Annotated in this window: 21 protein-coding genes and 1 riboswitch; of the genes, 13 read left to right on the top strand and 8 right to left on the bottom strand. The window is 59.6% G+C overall.

Annotated features, from left to right (window positions below; all coding sequences use genetic code 11):
* The first annotated feature begins 260 nt into the window (after positions 1-260).
* The 4 genes from BN1139_RS14950 (at position 261) to BN1139_RS14935 (ending at position 5357) form a co-directional block, all read left to right on the top strand.
* Positions 261-713, top strand: coding sequence for an early set domain-containing protein (locus BN1139_RS14950; RefSeq protein ID WP_005349109.1), 453 nt, complete (start codon positions 261-263; stop codon positions 711-713).
* Positions 714-924: 211 nt separating this feature from the next.
* The gene (locus BN1139_RS14945) at positions 925-3072 is read left to right on the top strand and encodes an adenosylcobalamin-dependent ribonucleoside-diphosphate reductase (RefSeq protein ID WP_005349112.1); all 2148 of its coding nucleotides are present in this window, start codon (positions 925-927) and stop codon (positions 3070-3072) included.
* Between the two features lie 10 nt (positions 3073-3082).
* A complete protein-coding gene (locus BN1139_RS14940; protein WP_005349133.1) occupies positions 3083-3766 on the top strand; it encodes a TSCPD domain-containing protein in 684 nt (227 codons plus the stop codon).
* A 220-nt stretch (positions 3767-3986) separates the two neighbouring features.
* Positions 3987-5357, top strand: a complete 1371-nt coding sequence (locus BN1139_RS14935; RefSeq protein ID WP_005339173.1) for a PhoH family protein — start codon at positions 3987-3989, stop codon at positions 5355-5357.
* A gap of 82 nt (positions 5358-5439) precedes the next feature.
* On the opposite strand, the gene thiQ is transcribed toward BN1139_RS14935, so the two are convergent.
* Genes thiQ through thiB form a run of 3 tightly spaced genes read right to left on the bottom strand, consistent with a single transcriptional unit; the run spans position 5440 to position 8718 of the window.
* A complete protein-coding gene (gene thiQ, locus BN1139_RS14930) occupies positions 5440-6135 on the bottom strand; it encodes a thiamine ABC transporter ATP-binding protein (RefSeq protein WP_005349140.1) in 696 nt (231 codons plus the stop codon).
* Positions 6122-7741, bottom strand: coding sequence for a thiamine/thiamine pyrophosphate ABC transporter permease (thiP, locus tag BN1139_RS14925; protein ID WP_013724104.1), 1620 nt, complete (start codon positions 7739-7741; stop codon positions 6122-6124). Before thiP ends, thiQ begins: the two co-directional genes overlap by 14 nt.
* Positions 7738-8718: a thiamine ABC transporter substrate binding subunit gene (gene thiB / locus BN1139_RS14920; RefSeq protein WP_005349145.1), complete on the bottom strand. Its 981-nt coding sequence runs from the start codon at positions 8716-8718 to the stop codon at positions 7738-7740. Before thiB ends, thiP begins: the two co-directional genes overlap by 4 nt.
* Positions 8719-8778: 60 nt before the next feature.
* Positions 8779-8869, bottom strand: a riboswitch (TPP riboswitch).
* Between the two features lie 89 nt (positions 8870-8958).
* Here thiB and BN1139_RS14915 point away from each other — a divergent pair.
* Positions 8959-9249 carry a PilZ domain-containing protein gene (locus tag BN1139_RS14915; protein WP_005339160.1) on the top strand — a complete coding sequence of 97 codons (291 nt, stop codon included), beginning with the start codon at positions 8959-8961 and terminating at the stop codon, positions 9247-9249.
* A 30-nt stretch (positions 9250-9279) separates the two neighbouring features.
* Here BN1139_RS14915 and BN1139_RS14910 read toward each other — a convergent pair whose 3' ends face one another.
* The 5 genes from BN1139_RS14910 to leuA form a co-directional block, all read right to left on the bottom strand.
* On the bottom strand, positions 9280-10209 hold the full coding sequence (locus BN1139_RS14910) for a hypothetical protein (RefSeq protein WP_005349151.1): 930 nt from the start codon (positions 10207-10209) through the stop codon (positions 9280-9282).
* A gap of 118 nt (positions 10210-10327) precedes the next feature.
* On the bottom strand, positions 10328-10927 hold the full coding sequence (leuD, locus tag BN1139_RS14905) for a 3-isopropylmalate dehydratase small subunit (protein WP_005349157.1): 600 nt from the start codon (positions 10925-10927) through the stop codon (positions 10328-10330).
* 12 nt (positions 10928-10939) lie between these two features.
* A complete protein-coding gene (leuC, locus tag BN1139_RS14900) occupies positions 10940-12337 on the bottom strand; it encodes a 3-isopropylmalate dehydratase large subunit (protein ID WP_005349160.1) in 1398 nt (465 codons plus the stop codon).
* Between the two features lie 33 nt (positions 12338-12370).
* Positions 12371-13456 carry a 3-isopropylmalate dehydrogenase gene (gene leuB / locus BN1139_RS14895; RefSeq protein WP_005349164.1) on the bottom strand — a complete coding sequence of 362 codons (1086 nt, stop codon included), beginning with the start codon at positions 13454-13456 and terminating at the stop codon, positions 12371-12373.
* Positions 13457-13512: 56 nt separating this feature from the next.
* The gene (gene leuA, locus BN1139_RS14890; protein ID WP_005349167.1) at positions 13513-15075 is read right to left on the bottom strand and encodes a 2-isopropylmalate synthase; all 1563 of its coding nucleotides are present in this window, start codon (positions 15073-15075) and stop codon (positions 13513-13515) included.
* A 408-nt stretch (positions 15076-15483) separates the two neighbouring features.
* On the opposite strand from leuA, the gene BN1139_RS14885 reads away from it, so the two are divergent.
* The 8 genes from BN1139_RS14885 (at position 15484) to BN1139_RS14855 (ending at position 22459) form a co-directional block, all read left to right on the top strand.
* A complete protein-coding gene (locus tag BN1139_RS14885) occupies positions 15484-16104 on the top strand; it encodes a TetR/AcrR family transcriptional regulator (RefSeq protein ID WP_005349170.1) in 621 nt (206 codons plus the stop codon).
* A gap of 126 nt (positions 16105-16230) precedes the next feature.
* Complete coding sequence (locus BN1139_RS14880) at positions 16231-16734, top strand: phosphatase PAP2 family protein (protein WP_005349171.1); 504 nt, start codon at positions 16231-16233, stop codon at positions 16732-16734.
* A complete protein-coding gene (locus BN1139_RS14875) occupies positions 16731-17840 on the top strand; it encodes an MJ1255/VC2487 family glycosyltransferase (protein ID WP_005349173.1) in 1110 nt (369 codons plus the stop codon). The genes BN1139_RS14880 and BN1139_RS14875 overlap by 4 nt, the downstream gene beginning before the upstream one ends.
* Positions 17841-17877: 37 nt before the next feature.
* Positions 17878-18030, top strand: coding sequence for a hypothetical protein (locus tag BN1139_RS21670; protein ID WP_005339147.1), 153 nt, complete (start codon positions 17878-17880; stop codon positions 18028-18030).
* Positions 18031-18420: 390 nt separating this feature from the next.
* Positions 18421-20139: an acetolactate synthase 3 large subunit gene (locus BN1139_RS14870; protein WP_005339146.1), complete on the top strand. Its 1719-nt coding sequence runs from the start codon at positions 18421-18423 to the stop codon at positions 20137-20139.
* Positions 20139-20633, top strand: coding sequence for an acetolactate synthase small subunit (ilvN, locus tag BN1139_RS14865; RefSeq protein WP_005311605.1), 495 nt, complete (start codon positions 20139-20141; stop codon positions 20631-20633). Before BN1139_RS14870 ends, ilvN begins: the two co-directional genes overlap by 1 nt.
* Before the next feature lie 104 nt (positions 20634-20737).
* Positions 20738-21364 (top strand): LysE family translocator, encoded by a 627-nt coding sequence (locus tag BN1139_RS14860; RefSeq protein WP_005349176.1) that lies wholly within the window; start codon positions 20738-20740, stop codon positions 21362-21364.
* A 135-nt stretch (positions 21365-21499) separates the two neighbouring features.
* Positions 21500-22459, top strand: coding sequence for a LysR substrate-binding domain-containing protein (locus BN1139_RS14855; RefSeq protein ID WP_005349178.1), 960 nt, complete (start codon positions 21500-21502; stop codon positions 22457-22459).
* The last annotated feature ends 61 nt before the right edge of the window (positions 22460-22520 follow it).

The raw sequence follows: 22520 nt of genomic DNA, 5'->3' as shown, positions 1-22520 counted from the left end.
ATCGAGCGGGGTTTTTTATTACCTGCAATTCAGCACGTCACCGGATTATTAGACTTTCCCCTTCTTGTCATTCATTGATTACCCTTCTAAAGCTCCAAAAAGGCCTCTTTTCTGTTCGATATTTGCTCACTAGTTCAATGTGTTGGATATAAAAAGTACAGAATGTGATGCCTCTACCTTTCTTGGGATGCCTGCTCTGGTTTAATTCTTCAGTCCACATGGATGGACCAAGGAATCACAATAATTTAAGGAATAGACCCATGTTCAAAAGAACAGTAACGATGATGCTGGCGGCGGGAACCCTGGTATTAGGCGGTTGCGCATCCAATGGTGGTGCAGAGCAGGCGGGGGCAGACAACAGCGACTTCGGTGGCAAGTCCATCTACCTGCGCGGGGAGATGAACGACTGGATGGCGACTGATGAAAGCAAGGTAGTCAAGGTGGCCGACAAGCTCTATATGGCCAAAGGCACCCTCAAGAAAGAGTGGGCCCCCTACAAGTTCAAGTTTGCTGATTCAGGCTGGAGCTGCGGTACCAACTTTGGCTACAAGAGCCCGAGTGATGGTGTTGCCGTGTTGGGTGGTGAGGCGGTGCCGGTCAACCCCTGCTCCAAGTATGAGGACATGAAGTTCTCACCAGATGCTGATGGCGTCTACGAGTTCTATCTGAATATGGCGGGTGAAACACCGACCGTTTACGTCAAGAAGCCCTGATCTATCTCTGAGTGTTAAATCTCTCAGCAAATTAATCAGTTAAGTGCCCTGGCCCAGAAATCTGCTGGCCGGGGCATTTTTTTAGGTTAGAATCGGCGCCCTCATGGCATCAGGTGTGCTATATGTTGTGCCATTGATTTTAAATGGCACCATAGGTTGTGTTTTCTGCTGTTGTCATGATGTTGATGCATTCACATAAGGTTGATTGAAAATGGCTAAATCGAACCCGGTGCTGGAGAGTGAGCTTGGCTCCCGCCTTATCCCCATGCAGGAAACGTCCCTCGAGATCTGGGATAGCAAGTATCGCCTCAAGAGCAAGGATGGCACTCCCATCGACAGCTCTATCGATGAGACTTACCAGCGGGTAGCCCGTGCGTTGGCAGAGCAGGAGCTGGAACCGGAGGCCTGGTATGAGCCGTTCCTGTGGGCGCTGCGCAATGGGGCCATTCCGGCGGGCCGCATCACCTCCAACGCCGGGGCGTTTGAGCACAAGCCTGCCACTTCAACCATCAACTGTACTGTTTCCGGTACCATCGAAGATTCGATGGACGATATCCTTGGCAAGGTGCACGAGGCCGGTCTGACCCTGAAAGCCGGTTGCGGCATCGGATATGACTTCTCGACCCTGCGCCCGCGCGGTGCCTTTGTCTCCGGTGCCGGTGCCTACACTTCCGGCCCGCTCTCCTTTATGGATATCTATGACAAGATGTGTTTCACCGTCTCGTCAGCCGGTGGCCGTCGCGGCGCCCAGATGGGCACCATGGATATCCGCCATCCCGATGTGATCGAGTTTATTCAGGCCAAGCGTGAAGATGGCCGCCTGCGTCAGTTCAACCTCTCTCTGCTCATCACCGAAGATTTCGTCAAGGCGGTGAAAGAGGATGCCCCCTGGTCGCTGATCTTCCCCTATACCGCTAAAGAGGTGGAGCAGGATGGCATTGCGCTGGACGATCCCGCTCAGGTGCTATGGGCCGACTGGCCCAACAAGGAAGGGGTTGTATTCAACGAGTTGGGGCAGGTCGCCTGCAAGGTCTACAAGACCATGCCAGCCCGTAAGCTGTGGAATGTCATCATGACCTCCACCTATGACTATGCAGAGCCCGGCTTCATCCTGATCGACAAGGTCAACCAGATGAACAACAACTGGTTCTGTGAAGAGATCCGCGCGACCAACCCTTGTGGTGAGCAGCCGTTGCCGCCCTACGGTGCCTGTCTGCTGGGCTCGGTCAATCTGACCAAGTTTGTGCGCGACCCCTTTACTGAAAGCGCTGCGTTCGATTGGCAGGCGTTTCGCAAGGTGGTGGCCATCTTCACCCGCATGCTCGACAACGTGGTGGAGATCAACCAACTGCCGCTGGCCAAACAGCGCGAGGAGATCACAGCCAAGCGCCGGCATGGCATGGGTTTCCTGGGTCTTGGTTCGACCCTCACCATGCTGCAGATCAAGTACGGCTCTGCGGCATCCGTAGCCTTTACCGAGCAGGTATCCCAGGAGCTGGCGATGACCGGCTGGCAGGAGTCCCTGCGTCTTGCCAAGGAGAAGGGCCCAGCCCCCATCATGGAGCAGGAGTTCGAAGTGACCGGCAAGATGCTGCGTCTGCGCCCGGAAATGGCGGCTGATGGCATCAAGGTGGGCGACAAGGTGAAGGGCAAGGTGCTGCATGCGCGCTACAGCCGCTACATGCAGCAGGTTGCCGAAGTGGATCCTGCGCTGGTCGCCGAGCTGGCCGAAGTGGGTGGGCGTTTCACCCATCACAGTAGTATCGCGCCGACCGGCACCATCTCGCTGTCTCTGGCCAACAACGCCAGCAACGGCATCGAGCCGAGCTTTGCCCACCACTACAGCCGCAACGTCATCAAGCCGGGCAAGAAGAGCAAGGAGAGCGTCGATGTCTACTCCTTCGAGCTGCTGGCCTACCGCGAGCTGGTGAATCCGGCAGCCACGCCCTATGCCGATGATGAGGCGAGCCGTCTGCCGGACTATTTCATTACTGCCGATGACATCAGCCCGGCGCAGCATGTGGATATTCAGGCTGCGGCCCAGCACTGGATTGACTCCTCCATCTCCAAGACCGCCAACGTGCCGACTGATTTCCCGTTCGAGCAGTTCAAGGACATCTACATGTATGCCTCGGACTCCGGCCTCAAGGGCTGCACCACCTTCCGCTTCAATCCGGAGGCCTTCCAGGGCGTGCTGGTGAAGGAGAAGGATCTGGAGAACACCCTGTACGATTTCACCCTGGAGGATGGCTCCGTCATCTCCTTCAAGGGGAACGAAGAGATCGAATACGATGGCGAGCTGCATACGGCCGCCAACCTCTACGACGCCTTGAAAGAAGGCTATTACGGTAAATTCTGAGAACGACATTATGGTCAAGAAGATCGACAAGAAAATCGTCGCCTACAAGGTGCGTACCAAGGATGAGCCGCAAGAAGATCTCTCTACGCAGGATGACGTAGTGCATATGCACGAAACCGTGTTGCGTCCAGAGCGGCTGATGGGTACCACCTACAAGTTGAAGACGCCGGAGCATGTCTCCGAGCACTCGCTGTTCATCACCATCAACGACATTATTCTCAACGAGGGCACGGTTCACGAAACTCGCCGTCCGTTCGAAATTTTCATCAACTCCAAGAGCCTGGAGCACTATCAGTGGATTGTGGCGCTGACCCGCATCATCTCGGCGGTATTCCGCAAGGGGGGGGATGTCACCTTCCTGGTCGAGGAGCTGCGTTCCGTATTCGATCCCAAGGGCGGCTACTGGAACAAGGGCAAGTATGTGCCGTCGCTGATCGCCGAAATTGGCAACGTGATCGAGAGCCATCTCACCGAGATAGGCATGCTCAAGGCACCGGGGTTGGACGAGCATCAGCAGGCATTTCTGGCCGAGAAGCAAGCCGAGTTGAAAGCCGCTCAGGAGGCCGAAGAGCAGCAGGCTGGCGGTGGTTTCCCGGCCAATGCCGCGCTCTGCTACAAGTGCCACACCAAGGCGCTGGTGCTGAAGGATGGCTGCATGACCTGCCTCAACTGTGGCGACTCCAAGTGCGGCTGACAGACATGCCCAAGTAGTTGAACGATAGAAAAAAGACCGGCCACAGTGCCGGTCTTTGTATTGCTGTTTTTATGCGCAATCAAATCAGGCGGCCAAGTGATTTGTTGCGCGATAGTAAAATCGGGCGTAGCGTTGAGGGTAATAAAACTGTCACGGCCGTGTGGTTTCAATGACATCTGAGATTCACACACGTGGCCCTTCAGTGCCAAGGAGGATGCTTATGGACAATACGGACCGAAAGCTGTTTATCCTGGATACCAACGTTCTGCTTCACGAACCCCTCGCTATCTACTCCTTCAAAGAGCACGACGTGCTCATCCCCATGACGGTGCTGGAAGAGCTCGATAACATCAAGGATCGCAACAAGGATGTCAGCCGCGACGCGCGGGTAGCCATCCGTGCGCTGGAAGATGTGTTCCGCGATGCAACCCCGGATCAGATCACCCAGGGCGTTCCACTGGCTGGCGAAGCGAGCGGCAATATCTGCATCTTCAGCGATCACCATCTGCCGCAGGATGCCGAGGTGTTTACCGACAAGGAGGCCGACAACCGCATCATCAACGCGGCCCTCTATCTGCAAAAGCATGAGTTGAAGCGTCAGGTGGTGCTGGTCACCAAAGACATCAACATGCGCCTCAAGGCGAAAGGTGCAGGGCTGGCGCACGTTGAGGATTATCGCAGCGACCAGCTGATCGATGATATTCGCCTGCTGGCCAAAGGCTTTCAGGTGGTGCCCGGCAGCTTCTGGGAGCGGGTTGGCGAGTGCGAGAGCGAGACCCATGGCCGCGACACCATCCATGTGATCGATGCCAATCTGCTGGAAGGGGTTCATGTAAACCAGTATCTGGTGGATGAAGAGAACTTCTTCGCCGCCCGGGTACTCAGCCACGATGGCAGCAAGATCCGCATCAAGGATCTGGGTCGCGAGCGGCTGATGTCCCGCAAGGCGTGGGGTGTTCATCCCAAGAATGTCTATCAGGGGATGGCGCTGGATGCACTGCTCGATCCGCACATCGATCTGGTGATCCTGACCGGCCCGGCCGGTTGCGGCAAGACCTTGCTGGCCATGGCGGCGGCTTTGGAGCTGGTGATTGAGAAGGGCATTTACGAGAAGGTGATCGTCACCCGGAATACCCCGGAAATTGCCGAAAGCATCGGCTTCCTGCCCGGCACCGAAGAGGAGAAGATGATGCCCTGGCTGGCGGCGGTGACCGACACCCTGGAGGTGCTGCACAAGCAGGACGAGAACATGAGCGGCTCGCTCAGCTACATCATGGAGAAGGCCAACATCCAGTTCAAATCGGTCAACTTTATGCGCGGGCGCAGCATCCAGAATACCTTCGTGCTGCTGGATGAGTGTCAGAACCTGACCGCATCCCAGATCAAGACCATCATTACCCGTTGCGGGGAGGGCACCAAGATCGTCTGCTCCGGTAACCTGGCCCAGATAGACTCCAACTACCTGAGCCCGGTGACTTCGGGGCTCACCTACATCGTCGAGCGTTTCAAGGATTTCGACGGCAGTGCCAACATCTTCCTCAACGGGGTGGTGCGCAGCCGACTGGCTTCGTTCGCCGAGGAAAATCTCTGATTTAGCTGACTATCTTCATATGAAAAAGGGAAGCCACTTGGCTTCCCTTTTTTGATCCCGTCACCAGTTCAGTGTCCTTGGGTCACTGTCCAAGGTAGCGCAGCAGCCCCGGGTGGTCGCTGTTTTGCAGAATATCCGGCTTGCCTTGCAGGGCGATGCGGCCCTCGTCGACAAAGAGCACCTGATCGGCAATCAGCTGGGCATCCTCCGGGTTGTGGGAGACCATCAGTACGGTAATGCCCTGTTCGCAGGCGAGGCGCGCCACTTCGGCCAGCATCTCCCGGCGCAGGGCGGGATCGAGGGCAGAGAAGGGCTCATCCAGCAGCAGCAGCGGTTTGCCGCGCACCAGCGCGCGAGCCAGCCCGACTCGCTGCTGCTGGCCGCCGGAGAGCTGTTCAGGCTGGCGGTCTAACATCTCACCAAGGCCAACCCGCCCGGCTGCATCGATCACCTGTGCCCGCTGGGCTGCACTCAGGCGCAGGCCCGGGTGCAAGCCGATGGCGATATTGTCGAACACCGACAGATGGAGGAACAGGTTGTGATCCTGAAACAGGGTGGTGACCGGTCGCTCGGCGGGGCCCAGTGGCAGCAGGTCTTCACCATCGAAACTGAGGCGGCCTGATTCCACCGGCACGAAGCCGGCGATCATCCCGAGCAGGGTCGACTTGCCCGCGCCGCTTGGGCCAATCAGCGCGGTGATCTCTCCCTTGGGCAGGGTCGCGCTGAAGCTGACGCGCCAGTCGGGGTAGCTGGTCGCAAGCATATCAATGTTCAGCATGTTTTCCTCCAAGACCCCGCTCCACCAGCCAGAACAGGGAGAAACAGAGCGTCAGCAGCAGCAGAGCGGTGGCGGCCGCCTCGGTCAGTCGGTAACTGCCGAGCTGCTGGTAGAGCAGCCAGGGCAGGGTGGTGAGCTCCTGGCTGCCAAACATGGCGATGGCGCCGAGATCCCCCAACGAGAGGATCATCGACAGTGCCATCGCCAGTGCCAATGGACGGCGCAGCAGCGGCCACTCCACCAGCCGCAGGCGATACAGGCCGCGTACCCCCAGGCTGTCCGCCAGCCGGTCATACTGGCGCACCGCCTGCTGCATGGGAGCGGAGAGGGTGCGCAGCACATAGGGTAGCGCCATCAGGGCGTTGACCAGCACCACCAGCCAGGGGCCGAGGGCGAACACATCGGCGAACGGCATAAACAGGATGAAGAGACCGGTAGAGAGCACCACCGCCGGGATCATCAGGATCACCGAACCGCTGGCCTCCCACAGGGCGGCAGCTCGCCGCTGGCGGGTACGTACCTTGAGGTGACGGCTGGTGAGTAGCAGGCCGCTGCCAAGCAGGGCCGCCAGGGTGCCCGCCGCCAGCGCAATCAGCAGCGACTGGCCGCTCGCCTGCCATAGCTTGCTGGAGGTGAGCGCCGTCAGCAGACCGGGGTGGAGGCCGGCGACGACGATGGCCAGCAGTGGCGGCAGAAAAATGGCGAACCCGATGCCGAGCGAGAGGAGATCCACCACGGTCGTGCCCGGCTGATGACGGTCCGGCCGCAGGCAGGGGCGACGGGGTGTCACCCGACTGGCCGGGGTGCTCTGCAGCTTGTGTTGCAGGGCGAGCAGGGCGGCGGTCAGGATCAGCTGCACCAGCGCCAGTCCGCCCGCGGTGGCGAGATCGAAGTCAAAGCGCAGCGCCTGATAGACTGCCACCTCCAGCGTGGTGGATTTGGGCCCGCCCCCCAGCGCCAGCACGGTTGTGAAACTGGTGAAGCAGAGCATAAAGATGAGACTAGCCAGCCCCGGCAATATGCCGCGAATAAGCGGCCACTCCAGCAGCCGGAAGATATGGGATGAGCGCATGCCGAGCTGGCTGGCGAGGCGCCAGCTCGATTCGGGGATGCTCTCTATGCTCTGCAGCATCAGGCGTGCCGCCAGCGGCATATTGAAGAAGACGTGGGCCAGCAGGATACCGAACAGGCCGTAGAGATAATTGCCGGGATCCAGCCCCAGGGTGCGCAACAGTTGCGGCAGCCACCCCTGTTTGCCGTGTACCGCCACGATACCGAAGATGGCGATGATGACCGGCAGTACCAGCGAGAGACCAAATAGCTTGATCAGCAGGGTTCGGCCAAGGAATCGCCGCCGCGCCAGCGCGCGGGCCACCGGAATGGCCAGCCCGAGACTGAGCAGGGTGGAGAGCAGTGCCTGCCCCAGACTGAAGCCCAGCACATGGCGCAGATAAGGATCTGCGAGCAGGGTGCGGGGTGCCAGCGAACCGGCCTGCCACAACAGGGCCGCGAGCGGCCCGAGGGATAACAGCAGGATCAACAGGGTGGCGGCACTGCCCGGCAACCACCAGAGGGGACGAGCTTGTGGTTTCAGATAACGGTTCACTGGGTGACGGCTTGCAGCCACTCGCGGATCCACCCTTTGCGATTGGCGGCCACCTCATCGCTGCTGAAGGCGAGCGGCTTGGCTACGGTGATCATCTGCTCGAAGCCCTTGGGCAGCGGTGTGTCGATAACGGGATACATCCAGTTGCCGGTCGGGATCTCGTTCTGGAAGGCGGGGCTCACCATAAATTGCAGGAACTGGTCAGCCAGCTTCTCCTGTTTGGCGCTCTTCAGCTTGGCAGCCACTTCTACCTGACGGTAGTGACCCTCTTCGAAGGCGGCAGCCTGATACTGGGGCTTGTTCTCGGCAATCAGGTGATAGGCCGGAGAGGTGGTGTAGGAGAGCACCATGTCCGCTTCACCATCGAGGAACATGCCATAGGCCTCTGACCACCCCTTGGTGACGGTGACCGTCTTTTTGGCAAGCTCGGTCCAGGCGGCAGGCGCCTTGTCGCCGTAGACAGACTTCATCCACAGCATCAGCCCCTGCCCCGGGGTGGAGGTACGGGGATCCTGATAGATCACTTTGAGGTCGGGGCGCTCCACCAGCTCTTTCAGGCTCTTGGGCGGCTGCTTGAGTTTGTCTTTGTCATAGACGAAGGCGAAGTAGCCGTAGTCGTAGGGGACGAAGGTGTCATCCTGCCAGCCTCCCGGCACCTTGATGCCATCCAGCTTGGCAGGATGGGGGGCGAACAGACCGCTCTGCTTGGCTTCGCTGATGAGGGCATCGTCGAGCCCCAGCACCAGATCGGCCTTGCTGTGGTTGCCCTCCAGCCGCAGCCGGTTGAGGATGGCGACCCCATCTTCGAGGGGAACCAGATTGAGGGTGCAGTCGCACGCTTTCTCGAAGGCCTGTTTGATCTTGGGCCCCGGACCCCATTCTGCAGTGAAGGAGCTGTAGGTGTAGACGGTGAGGGTGTCGGCGGCGAACACATTGGTCGACAGCAGGCCGGTGGTGACCAGCAGCAGGGTCTTCATGGGTGGCACTCCCTATTACTTGTTAATAACGAGGTGCCAGCGGGTGAGGGCGCAAAAAATGAGCGCCATGCCTCAAATTCCTCCGCCAGCATTATCTGGATCAGGTACACGGGTATAATCTCAGCGGTAAACCGCACCCCGTTTGAGAAACGAACCGCATTGTATTAACGTTCTTTTGGGTAGACCAGCACAATTGTGCAATACCCATGAGATGACGCCCACCCAACAGAGGATGTTCGCGTGCTTACCAATACCAAGGAAAGGCGTGCCTTTGCGCGCATGGTCATCAATGCTCCGGTCACCGTCTATCAGCAGCAGCTGGTGCTGGAGGGGATCTGCCGGGATCTCAGTGCCAACGGCATGGGGATTGCGGTCTCTGAACACCAGCTCGACATCAATCAGCCCATCCGGATCAGTCTTGCTACCAATAACAACCTGTTGCCTCCCTTTGAAGCCCATGCCCGCATTATTCGGGTGCTGGAGGAGGAGAGCGGGTTGCTGCTGGCGGTAGAGTTTCTGCCTCAGGGTTAATCCTCTCTCCCCATCGGCAGAGGGAGGGGATTAACCTTTCTCCTGAACCGGCTGCACACTCAACTGCTTGCTATCGACCAGCGTTTTGCTGGTCGATGCTATTTGGCCCGCAGGCAAGGTGGCTGGACCGGTAGGTTCGAGCAACAGGTAGTTCTGCCCCTGCCAGTTGAGGGTCACATCCCCCGGCTTGGCGGGCAGGTCAACGGCCAGCAGGGCATGGCCGGGGACGAACACCATGGCCTGTTTCAGCTCCGGAAAGAGCTGGGCCAACATGGCGGCCATCAGGGTTACTTTGCTGTCGCAATCACCCCGGTTCTGCTCCAGCACCTGACGGGGAGATAGAAATCCCTTGCCCTGCCTGCCGTTCAGGCTGTCGAGCTGCTGATAGGGGATGCTCTGGATAAAGGTGAGCATATGGGCCACGGTCTTCTGGCGCGCTTCCGTTTCGGTGCTGCCCTGCTGCTTGAGTTGCTCCGCCAGTGGAGCCAGCCCGCTGCGACTCTCCAGCGCGATGCGCACATGGTCCTGCTTCACCGCCAGCTGCCCGTCCGGGGTGTTGAAGTACTGGAAGTAGTGTTTGGTCAGCCACGCCTGCTCCTCTTTGCTCCGCTTGGACTGCAGAAAGGCCATCGCCTCGCGCGCCTTGTCCTGATTGCGGCTTTTCAGATGCAGCTCCAGCGAGGGACGGGCGAGGGTGAACTGCACCTCGGGGTAGTTCTGGCGCACCTCCCGCAGCAACACTTGCAATACCTCCTCCTGCATTCTCGCCGGGCGATAGGCGATAAGAGGCGGCAACTTGCCCTGTTCGAGCCGGTAGGTGAGCTGCTGGGGTTTGCCTTCGCTATCCTGCCAGCCGACGCTGATCTGGCCGAGGCTGTTGTTGAAACTGGTTTGGCTGGCCCCCGCAGGCAGGGCAAGCAGCAGGGCACAGAGCAGAGGAATTGCCGTCGGTCTCTTCATCATCCTTTCCTGTGGCACGGGCCAGTTCCGGTGGCCCAAATTGGGAAGCGTCGTGGACAGTAAAACAGGGAGCCGAAGCTCCCTGTTGATTCTACTCGTTTTTTTTGCAACTGGTGCGTTAAATCCAGCTCGGCTGCTTCGCCTCAAAAGCGCTGATGGCGGCCTCGTGCTGCAGGGTCAGACCGATGGCATCCAAGCCGTTGAGCAGACAGTAACGGCGGAATTCATCGATCTCGAAACCGAAGCAGAGGCTACCTGCACGTACCTGATTAGCCTCCAGATCCACCTCGATCTCGATGCCCGGTTTGGCGGCCACCAGCTGGAACAGGGTTTCGACCTCCTCCTCCTTCAGGCGCACCGGCACCATGCCATTGTTGATGGCGTTGCCGTAGAAAATATCGGCAAAGCTCGGGGCTATGATGGTCTTGAAGCCGTAGTCCGCCAGCGCCCAGGGAGCGTGCTCGCGGCTTGAGCCGCAGCCGAAGTTCTCGCGGGCCAGCAGAATGCTGGCACCGGCGAATTGCGGCTGGTTCAGTACAAACTCGGGGTTGGGCTGCTGGCCGGCATCGTCGAGGAAGCGCCAATCGTGGAACAGGTGCTTGCCAAAACCGATGCGGTTTACCTTCTGCAAAAACTGCTTCGGAATAATGGCGTCGGTGTCGACGTTGGCGCTGTCGAGGGGGACGATGATCCCTTTATGCTGTTTGAATCCTGTCATCTAAATGTCCTCTTACAGTGCGCGAATGTCGGCGAAGCGGCCGGTGACGGCGGCGGCGGCGGCCATGGCCGGGCTGACCAGATGGGTGCGGCCGGCGCGGCCCTGACGTCCTTCGAAGTTGCGGTTGCTGGTGGAGGCGCAGCGCTCCCCCGGTTGCAGCCGGTCGTTGTTCATCGCCAGACACATGGAGCACCCCGGCAGGCGCCACTCAAAACCGGCCTCGATGAAGATCTTGTCCAGCCCCTCGGCTTCGGCCTGCGCTTTCACCTGCTCGGAACCCGGCACCACCAGCGCCTGCACGCCAGCGGCAACCTTGCGACCGCGAGCGATGGCGGCGGCGGCGCGCAGATCCTCGATGCGGCTGTTGGTGCACGACCCGATAAACACCTTGTCGATGGCAACGTCGGAGAGCTTCTGGCCCGGTTGCAAGTCCATGTAGGCGAGTGCCTTGCGGGCAGATTGCTGCTCCATCAGATCGCTGAAGGATTCCGGTGCCGGAATCGGCTCATTGACGGCAATCACCTGACCCGGATTGGTCCCCCAGGTGACCTGCGGGGCGATATCGGCGGCATCCAGCACTACTTCGGCATCGAAACGGGCACCTTCATCGCTCTTGAGGCTCTGCCAGTAGGCGATGGCCTGCTCCAGCGCTGCGCCTTTGGGGGCGAACTCCTTGCCACGGATGTAGTCTATGGTGGTCTGGTCGGGGGCTATCATGCCCGCCTTGGCGCCCAGCTCGATGGCCATGTTGCACACCGTCATCCGCCCTTCCATAGAGAGGCTCGCAATGGCCTCGCCAGCAAACTCCACCACGTAGCCGGTACCACCGGCATGGCCGACCTTGCCGATAATGGCCAGCACCACGTCCTTGGCGCTGATGCCCTCCGCCAGCTTGCCGTTGACTGAAATGCGCATGGTTTTGGCGCGGCCCTGTTTCAGGGTCTGGGTGGCCATCACATGTTCCACTTCGGAAGTGCCGATGCCGAAGGCCAGCGAGCCGAAGGCGCCGTGGGTGGCGGTGTGGGAGTCGCCGCAGACGATGGTGGTGCCGGGCAGGGTAATGCCGAGCTCGGGGCCCATCACATGGACGATCCCCTGATATTTGTGGTTGAGATCGTAGAGGCGAATCCCGAACTCTTTACAGTTGTCGGCCAGCGTCTCCATCTGGATGCGGGCCATCTCGCCGGAGGCGGCGATGTCCTTGGTGGTGGTGGAGACGTTGTGATCCATGGTGGCCCAGGTCAGGTCCGGGCGGCGCAGCTGGCGGTTCATGGCGCGCAGGCCGTCGAATGCCTGCGGGCTGGTCACTTCATGTACCAGATGGCGGTCGATGTAGATGAGGGGGGTCTCCCCCTCCACTTCCCGTACCACGTGGGCGTCGAATACTTTCTGATAGAGGGTCTTGGCCATTGCTTCTCTCTTCCTTGTTCTCTGTTATGTGGCTCAGATCCGGGCGGCGATCTGGCTACCCATCTCGGACGTGCTCTGCACCGGATGGCGGGCGCTGGCCTGATGCAGGTCGGCGGTGAAGTAACCCTCGGCCAGGGTCTGGGCCACGGCCTGCTCAATGGCCTGGGCGGCAGCCTCCATCCCTAAGCTGTAACGCAGCATCAGGGCGGCGGAGAGGATCTGGGCGATGGGGTTGGCAATCCCTTTGCCGGCGATATCGGGGGCCGAACCACCGGCCGGTTCGAACAGGCCGAAACCCGATTCGTTGAGGCTGGCTGAGGGGAGCAGTCCCATGGAGCCGGTGATCATGGCGCACTCGTCGGAGAGAATGTCGCCAAACAGGTTGGAGCAGAGCAGCACGTCGAACTGGGACGGGTCCTTGATGAGCTGCATGGTGGCGTTGTCGATATACATATGGTTGAGGGCTACGTCCGGATAGGACTTGGCGACTTGCGTCACCACCTCGCGCCACAGAATGGAAGAGGCGAGCACGTTGGCCTTGTCGATGGAGGTGACCTTGCCACGGCGCACGCGAGCCGACTCAAAGGCAATCTTGGCGATGCGCTCAATCTCGAAGCGATGGTACACCTCGGTGTCGAATGCCTTCTCGTTCGCCCCTTCTCCCTCACGCCCCTTGGGTTGGCCGAAGTAGATGCCGCCGGTCAGCTCGCGCACGCAGGCGATGTCAAAACCGCGATCGGAGATATCGGCGCGCAGCGGGGAGAACTGTTCCAGACCGGTATAGATACGGGCCGGACGCAGGTTGCAGAACAGCTTGAAGTGGGCGCGCAGGGGCAGCAGGGCGCCACGTTCCGGCTGATCGTTGGGGGGCAGATGTTCCCATTTCGGGCCGCCGACTGAGCCGAACAGCACGGCATCGGATGCTTCGCAACCTTTGATCGTGCTTTGCGGCAGCGGAGTGCCATGGTTGTCGATAGCAATGCCGCCCACGTCGTGGCGATCATACTCGAAGGCGAGGCCGAACCTGGCCTGCACCTTTTCCAGCACCTTGACGGCTTCGGCCATCACTTCCGGGCCAATGCCGTCACCCGGCAATACTGCGATCCGATAACTGCTCATACACTCTCCATCCTGATATTGTCATTCCATGCCGTCTGTTTGGTTCCGAGCCCTGTTCAGACGGTTTCTGATTTGATGCTGTTATTGCGTTCCATCTGTTCGGCCACCTGATCGGCGCGCCAGATGCTGTTGATCACATGGAGCAGGGCGTGGGCCGAGGATTCGATGATGTCGGTGGCCAGCCCCATGCCGTGGAATTTGCGCCCCTTGTACTCGGCGACGATATCGACCTGACCGAGGGCATCTTCCCCTTCGCCCTTGCTCTTGAGAGCATATTTATCAATGCGGATGTCATAGCCGGTGATGCGGTTGATGCACTGGTAGACCGCATCCACCGGGCCATTGCCGGTAGCCGCTTCGCAGATCAGATCCTGCCCCACTTTCAATTTGACCGAGGCGGTGGCCAGTACCGAGCTGCCGCTCTGCACCCCGAGGTACTCCAGCTTGAAGTGCTCGGGCTCTTCGTGGATCTGGCTGAAGAAGGCCAGCGCTTCGAGGTCGTAGTCGAACACCTGCCCCTTTTTGTCGGCCAGGGTCAGGAACTTGCCGTAGAGGTGGTCGAGGTCGTAGCTGCTCTCGGCGTAGCCCATGGACTCCATCCGGTGCTTGATGACGTGGCGGCCGGAGCGGGAGGTCATGTTGAGGTTGTTCTGGGTCAGGCCGATGCTCTCGGGAGTGATGATTTCGTAGGTATTTTTCGCCTTGAGTACTCCATCCTGATGGATGCCGGAGCTGTGGGAAAAGGCGTTGGCCCCGACGATCGCCTTGTTGGGCTGCACCGGCATATTGCACAGCTGGCTGACCAGCGTGCTGGTGCGATGAATTTCGTTGTGGCGGATATTGGTTTGCACCCCGAGCAGGTCGGCGCGGGTTTTGAGGATCATCGCCACCTCTTCCAGCGAGCAGTTGCCCGCCCGTTCACCGATGCCGTTGATGGTGCACTCAATCTGGCGTGCCCCCATCTGCACCGCGCCGATGGAGTTGGCCACCGAGAGCCCCAGATCGTCGTGGCAGTGGACCGAGATGATCGCCTTGTCGATATTGGGGACCCGGTTGAACAGGGTGTGGATGATGCCGGAGAACTCGGTCGGCACCGTGTAGCCCACGGTATCCGGGATATTGATGGTGCGGGCGCCAGCCTTGATGGCGGCCTCCACCATGCGGCAGAGATTATCGATCGGCGTGCGGCCCGCATCCTCGCAGGAGAACTCCACATCATCGGTGTAGCGCAGGGCGTGCTTGATGGCGCCGACCCCCATCTCCAGCACATCCTCGAAGCTCTTTTTCAGCTTGCTCTCCACATGGATGGAGGAGGTGGAGATAAAGGTGTGGATGCGAAACGCCTCGGCGACCCGCAAGGCTTCACCGGCGGCATCGATATCTTTTGGCAGGGCGCGAGCGAGGGCGCAGACCCGGCTGTTCTTGATGTGGCGGGCGATGGTCTGCACCGATTGAAAATCGCCGGGAGAAGAGACCGGGAAGCCCACCTCCATGACGTCGACACCGAGCCGCTCCAGCGCCTGGGCGATCTGCAGCTTCTCCTTGACTGTCAAACTGGCCGCCAGGGCCTGCTCACCATCACGCAAGGTGGTGTCGAATATGATGACCCGATCTGACATGTGACTTCCCTCTTCCTAAGTTCGGTAACGTGCATCCTGCGGCGGCATAAAAAAACCCGTGCAGGGTGCACGGGTTTTTGTAAATTCCGGCTATGCCTTAGCCCGGCTACAAGGATCCCGCGCGAGTTAACGCGATTAGGGAGATTAGTAGTAGCGGGGTGGCGATACGCATGACGTTGTTATTCCTTCCAGTCGATAACGCTTTTACCAATATCGAGATTTTTATGCTGTGTCAACACGGAAGGTCAGGGGCAATCTGCTGACGTATTTAATCGGATTGTAAAGGATTGCAAATTTCCTTGTCCCATATTCGGCCCATGACCGATTATCTGGTCATTCCTGCTGTGCTCTATTCTCTGCACAACCAGATCGACTTATCAGCATTGGCTGAATTATCTGAGGTGTTAAATGGAAAAACGTAGACCTGGTCGTCCGGTCGGACGTTCTGACATTCGTGACAAGTTGCTTGCTGCCGCCCGTGAGCGTTTTCTCAATACTCCCTATAGCAAGGTGACTACACGCGAAATCGCGGAGCTTGCTGGCTCCAATCTGGCAATGATCCACTACTACTTCGGCAGTAAAGAGGGTCTTTACAAAGCGGTGTTGGGCGATGTCGCCGAGCCCCTCGACCATGCCTGGCAAGATGAACACAGCAATCACAGCCTCAACGAGCTGCTCAACACCTACTATCAGGTGATGGCGCCCAACAGCGAGCTGACCTCTGCCATCTCCAGCGCATTGTCGACCGAGAAGAGCCCGGGCCGGGATTTTGTGCTGAACCGCCTGCTGGAACGTCAGCTGCCGCAGTTCGATGCCCTGCTGGAAACCATGAAGTCCAACGGTGAGCTGGGTGACAACCTGGATCCCGACATGCTGAAGATCTCCTTCCTCAGCATGATGTGGCAGCCATTCGTGATGAAAGATCTTTACGAGCAGGTGTTTGGCCTGAAAGTGGATGAGCACTTCATGGCCCGTCTGGCGGACCACAACTGCCGTCTGATGGAGACCGGCCTGCGCGGCAGCCACTGATTTTGCCGCTACATCGAGATTAAAAAGGGCCATTCGGCCCTTTTTTCATAAATCTGTTATCCCTTGTTCAACGTAACGTCATCCCGCTTTCTTACTCTGCAAGCAGAATTCAGGGAAGGAGGGGATATGAACAAGATCCAGCAATGGGACCTGCAGGTGTGCCGGGTCTGCCTGCTTCACGGCTACAACCGGCAGCAGGCGAGAGTGAGCCGCCTCATTTCCCGCACCGGTGATGGTCCGCTTTACGCCGTGCTGGCCGCCCTGCTCTGGTGGCAGGGGGAGGCAGAGCGGGAGCTGGTGCGACTGGCGCTGCTAGCCTTCGCCATCGAATTGCCCCTCTATCTGCTGCTGAAAAACAGCCTGAAACGGCAACGGCCGGTCGGCTTGCCGGTCTTCATCACTCCTTCCGATCGTTACAGCCTCCCCTCTGGCCACACCGCCGCCGCTTTTCTGATGGCCACCATACTGGCCACCGCCTTTCCGCTCTGGGCGCCCCTGCTGTTTGGCTGGGCGGCGCTGGTGGGGGCATCCCGGTTGCTGCTCGGGGTACACTACCTGAGCGATCTGGTGGCCGGTGCCCTGCTGGGTGGAGGTTGCGCCGTGCTGGCGCTCGGCTGGAGCCACTCATGAGGATACTGTTTGGGGTGCAAGGCACCGGCAACGGTCATATCAGTCGCAGTCGTACCCTGGCGCGGGCGCTGCGCACGGCAGGGGTCGAGGTGGATTATCTCTTCAGCGGCCGCCCCGCCGACCGCTACTTCGACATGGAAGAGTTTGGCGCCTACCGCGCCTTTCCCGGCCTCACTTTTGTCAGCCACGAGGGGCGAGTTTCTCCGTGGCGCACCCTGCAAGCCGCCTCGCCGCTCACCTTCTGGCGGGATCTGCGGTCTCTCGACTGCAGCGAATACGATCTGGTGGTGAGCGATTTTGAGCCGCTGACTGCCCACGCAGCCCGCCGCTATGGCAAGCCGAGCCTCACCGTCAGCCATCAGGCCAGCTTCAACTGGCCCATCCCGCGCTGGGGGGAGGATGGGGTCAGCCGCCAGCTGATGCGCCACTTTGCTCCTGTGGATCAGCCGCTCGGGCTGCACTGGTTTCATTTCGGTCACCCCTTGCTGCCACCGGTGATCGACCCCATCGCCGCCGCGCCGGATAACGGCGAGATCCTGGTCTATCTGCCGTTCGAGCAGACCGAGGCGATCGCTGCCCTGTTGTCGCGTTTTGGTCAGCAGCGCTTTGTCTGCTTTCACCCCGCCATTCGCACCCCGAGCCAATGGCGCAATCTGCGCTTCGAGCCGCCGTCGCGGCACGGATTTATCGCCGTGCTGGCCGGTTGTCGCGGCGTCATCTCCAACGCGGGTTTCGAGCTGGCGTCCGAGGCGCTCACCCTCGGCAAGAAGCTGCTGGTCAAACCCCTCGGCGGCCAGTTCGAGCAGCTGACCAACGGCAAGACCCTCGAGATGATGGGGCTGGCGACCCTGATGGATGTGCTCGATGCCAATCTGGTGCGTACCTGGCTCGACAGCGCCTCGCCAGGGGCAGTCTGTTACCCCGATGTAGCAGGGGAGCTGGCCCGCTGGCTGGCGGCGGGCGCTGACGAGAGCGTGGCCTCTCTGTCGCGGCGGCTCTGGGCTCGCACTCTGTTTCCGGAGGAGGTGAGTGATCGTCTGAGCGAGCTGGATGGCGGCGACTGTTTATCCAGTTGCTGGTTATCGCAAGTGAGCGTTGTTGACTAGACTGAAAGGCGATCCCACCAAGGAGAGGACGGAGCAAATGCGCTTTACCAATGAAAACGGCGAAGTCATGAACCTGGCTGACAATCTCACCCTGCACGAGTTGCTCGATATGGGTGTCAGCATTTCGGTCAGTGAAGAGACCGATCCGGATCAGCAGATCTGGCTGGCGGAGCCGGATCAGGAGAACTGAGTCATCATTCGGCATCAAGCCCACCGCTGAGCGGTGGGCTTTTTTGTGGCTGTTTTTCCCCTCAGCGGAATGATCCGCTGGCCATTCCCCGACTTCCTTCCCTTTTGTCTCATGGTCGCTACGGCAAGTCATTGAATGTTAATAGCCGGTTGAAATGTATGACTGTTCTGGTCAGATAAAGCCGTGGACAAGCGTTATGAAGCGGGTTAAGTTGGTTTTTCACCCTATTTTCGGGTGAATGACGGAAAAATCCTTTTTTTCTACTGTCGACGGGGCTGAATTGGACCGATCTGCATTCAGATAACAACAAGAAACGGATCGGGCCGTGCCGGGAAGCACGGCATCGTCGGCGGGATTCGCTAAACGGAGCAAAGCCTGGAGGGCTTTATCATGGAGATGTTATCAGGCGCCCAGATGGTGGTTAGAGCGCTGGAAGATCAGGGAGTTGAGCACGTCTTCGGCTACCCTGGTGGCTCAGTGCTCGACATCTATGACGCTCTCTTCGAAAACGGCAAGATGGAGCATGTCTTGGTGCGGCACGAGCAGGCCGCGGTTCACATGGCTGACGGTTACGCCCGTTCCACCGGCAAGGTGGGAACCGTGCTTGTAACGTCAGGCCCGGGAGCGACCAACTGCATTACCGGTATTGCCACCGCCTATATGGATTCCATTCCGCTGGTGATCCTCTCCGGCCAGGTGCCGACCAGCATGATCGGTGAGGATGCGTTCCAGGAGACCGACATGATCGGTATCTCCCGCCCGGTGGTGAAGCACAGCTTCCTGTGCAAGAAGGCGAGCGATATTCCCGAGGCCATCAAGAAGGCCTACTACATTGCCGCCAGCGGCCGCCCGGGGCCGGTGGTGGTGGATCTGCCCAAAGATGTGCAGAACCCGAAAGAGAAATTCCCCTACCAGTATCCCGAGACGGTCTCCCTGCGCTCCTACAACCCGACCAAGTCTGGCCATAAAGGGCAGATCAAGCGGGCAGCCAAGCTGCTGGTAGAAGCCCAGCGCCCGGTGATGTACGTGGGCGGTGGCGCCATCAACGCCAATGCGGACCATCTGGTGACCAAACTGGCGGAGCTACTGAACCTGCCGGTGACCACCACCCTGATGGGGCTGGGGGCCTTCTCCGGTGTCCATCCGCAATTTATCGGCATGCTGGGGATGCACGGTACCTTCGAAGCCAACAAGACCATGCACAACGCGGATCTCATCTTCGCCGTCGGTGCCCGCTTCGATGACCGTGTCACCAACAATGTGGCCAAGTTCTGCCCCAATGCGACCGTGGTTCATATCGATATCGACCCCACCTCCATCTCCAAGACGGTGCAGGCCCATGTGCCCATCGTCGGCTCGGTGGAGACCGTGCTGGAGCAGATGCTGGAAGTGATCCGCGAGTGTGGCTTCGATAACGACAAGGAGGCGCTGGCGGACTGGTGGAGCCAGATCAACCAGTGGCGCTCCCGTCACTGTCTGGCCTACGAAAAGTCGGCCACCCAGATCAAGCCGCAACAGGTGATCGAGACCCTCTACAAGGTGACTCAGGGTCAGGCGTTCGTTGCCTCCGACGTGGGCCAGCACCAGATGTTTGCTGCCCTCTACTACCCGTTTGCCAAACCGCGCCAGTGGATCAACTCAGGGGGACTCGGCACTATGGGCTTCGGCATTCCGGCCGCCATGGGGGCCCAGTTTGCCAACCCGGATGCGGTGGTCTGCTGCGTCACCGGTGACGGCTCGGTGCAGATGAACATTCAGGAGCTCTCTACCTGCATGCAGTACGGGGTGCCCATCAAGATCATCTCCATTAACAACCGTGCGCTGGGCATGGTCAAGCAGTGGCAGAAGATGTTCTACGGCGGTCGTCATAGCCACTCCTACATGGAGTCCCTGCCGGACTTCGTCAAACTGGCGGAAGCCTATGGCCATGTCGGCATCGCGGTGAGCGATCCGGCGGAGCTGGAGAGCGCCATGGAGAAAGCCTTCGCCATGAAGGATCGGCTGGTGTTCATGGATATCTCGGTCGACCCGGATGAGCACGTCTATCCGATGCAGATCAAGTTTGGCGCCATGGATGAGATGTGGCTGAGCAAGACGGAGAGAACCTGATGAGACACATCATTTCAGTACTGCTGGAGAACGAATCCGGCGCCCTGAGCCGCGTGGTGGGTCTCTTCTCCCAGCGCGGCTACAACATCGAGACCCTGACGGTAGCGCCGACCGAGGATCCCACCCTGTCACGCATGACCATAGTCACCATGGGTGACGAGCGGGTGCTGGAACAGATCCAGAAGCAGCTGCACAAGCTGGTGGATGTGCTCAAGGTGTGCGACCTGAGTGAAGGGGAGCATATCGAGCGGGAGATCGCGCTGGTCAAGGCGCGTGCCGCCGGTGGGGCCCGTGATGAGCTGAAACGGTTGGCGGATATCTTCCGTGGCCAGATCGTCGACGTCACCCCCGAGCAGTACACGGTACAGTTGGTGGGCACCAGCGAGAAGCTGGATGCCTTTATCAAGACTGCCGCCCAGACCAACGAGATCATCGAAGTGGTGCGCTCCGGCGTCTGCGGCATCTCGCGGGCGGACAAGGCGCTGCGGCCCTGATGGCTGGCGGGACAGCTGATGACACGTCAGCTGCCGCAGAGTGAAAGAAAAGAGGGCTCTGCGGAGCCCTTTTTGTTTGGTTTTTCTTTACGAGGGGAGGGGGGATGTTCGGTATTCATGATCTTGCACTGTTTATGGTCTCGGGGTTGCTGCTCAATATCATGCCGGGACCCGACTCCCTGCTGGTCATGTTGCGCAGTGGCTCGCAAGGGTGGCGTGCCGGTTCGGTCGCGACGTTGGGTATTGGCACCGGTGTCATGGTGCATGTGCTGGCGGCGGCGCTGGGTCTGTCGGCCCTGCTCAGCGCCTCGGCCGAGTTGTTTGCCCTTATCAAGCTGGCTGGCGCCATCTACCTCATCTATCTGGGGTTCTCCTTGCTGCGCCAGCAAGCAACGGGTGCAATGGAGAGAGGGGCCACCCTGCCTGCCCTCTCCTATGACCAGATTTACCGGCAGGGGGTGCTGACTAATGTGCTCAACCCCAAGGTGGCGCTCTTTTTCCTCGCCTTCGTGCCCCAGTTCATCGCGCCGGATGCCCCCGACAAGGCGCTCGCCTTTATCCTGCTCGGTTGCATCTTCAATCTGGGCGGTATCATCTGGTGTCACCTGCTGGTCTTTACCACCGTCTATGCCAGCCACAAGGTACGGTTGTCGCAGCGCCTCGGTTGCTGGCTCAACCGGGGCATTGGCACCCTGTTTGTCGGGCTCGGGATCAGGCTCGCCAGCGACTAGCTCGCCGCTTTCTGACCTGGGGCAGATTATCGTGTGCCGCGCTGTGGTATGGTCGGCGGTTAGCTGCGGGGTCAGCCCCGCTCTCTCTTTTTCAGGCCAGCCCCACTGGCCGCAGCAGCGAGATCCCTTGCCCAGATGAACATCGCCCGGCTCAAGAACTTTACCGAGATAGTGAAGAATAACTTCAACATCTCGGCGACGGCGGAGAAGCTCTACACCTCCCAGCCGACCCTCAGCAAGCAGATGAAGATGCTGGAAGATGAGCTGGGGCTCGCCCTCTTTACCCGCAAGGGGAAGAATCTGGTCGGCTTGACCAGCGCAGGCGAGCAGGTGATGGAGCTGGCCAAGGGGGTAGTGGCGCAGGTGGAGCAGATCAACCAGCTGTCGCTGGGGGAGCAACTGGCCACCAGCGGGGTGCTGCGTATCGCCACCACCCACACCCAGGCGCGCTACAAGCTGCCAGCGGTGATTACCGAGTTCAGCCGTCGTTATCCCGATGTGGCGATCCAGCTCCATCAGGGGGCACCTGCCCAACTGGCCCAGATGGTGCAAAGCGGCGATGTGGATATGGCGATCGCCACCGAGTCCATGTATCTGTTCGACGAGCTGGCCGCCGTCCCCTGTTATCGTTGGGGGCGCAGTGTGGTGGTGCCCCACGGTCATCCACTGATCGACTGCCAGCCGCTGTCGATGGCGGATCTGGCCCGCTATCCCCTCATCACCTATGTGTTCGGCTTTACCGGCCGATCCAAGATGGACAAGGCCTTCAGCCGTCACGGCCTCTCGCCGAAAACCGTGCTGACCGCCACCGACACCGACGTGATCAAGCACTACGTCCGGCTCGGCATGGGGGTCGGGGTGATTGCAAGCGTGGCCTTTGACGAGGGGGATAGGGAGGCTCTGGTGAGCCTCAACATCGACCACCTGATCGCCTCGAGTGCCACCCACATCTGCCTGCGCAAACATGCCCATTTGCGTGACTACATGTACGACTTTATCCACCTCTACGCCCCCCATATCAGCCGGGAGACGGTGCAGCTGCACCTTATCAACCAGCCGCCCGCTGCCAATATGGCGGAGTTGCCGTGGCTCTAGCCGCGGGTTGTTTGTCGTACACAGAGCAAAAATACAGAGACAAAAAAAGAGAGGCCTTGGC

The organism is Aeromonas veronii bv. veronii, assembly GCF_000820225.1.
Taxonomy (GTDB): domain Bacteria; phylum Pseudomonadota; class Gammaproteobacteria; order Enterobacterales; family Aeromonadaceae; genus Aeromonas; species Aeromonas veronii.
The sequence above is the reverse complement of the archived record's forward strand: the minus strand, read 5'-3'. Positions and strand labels throughout refer to the sequence as shown.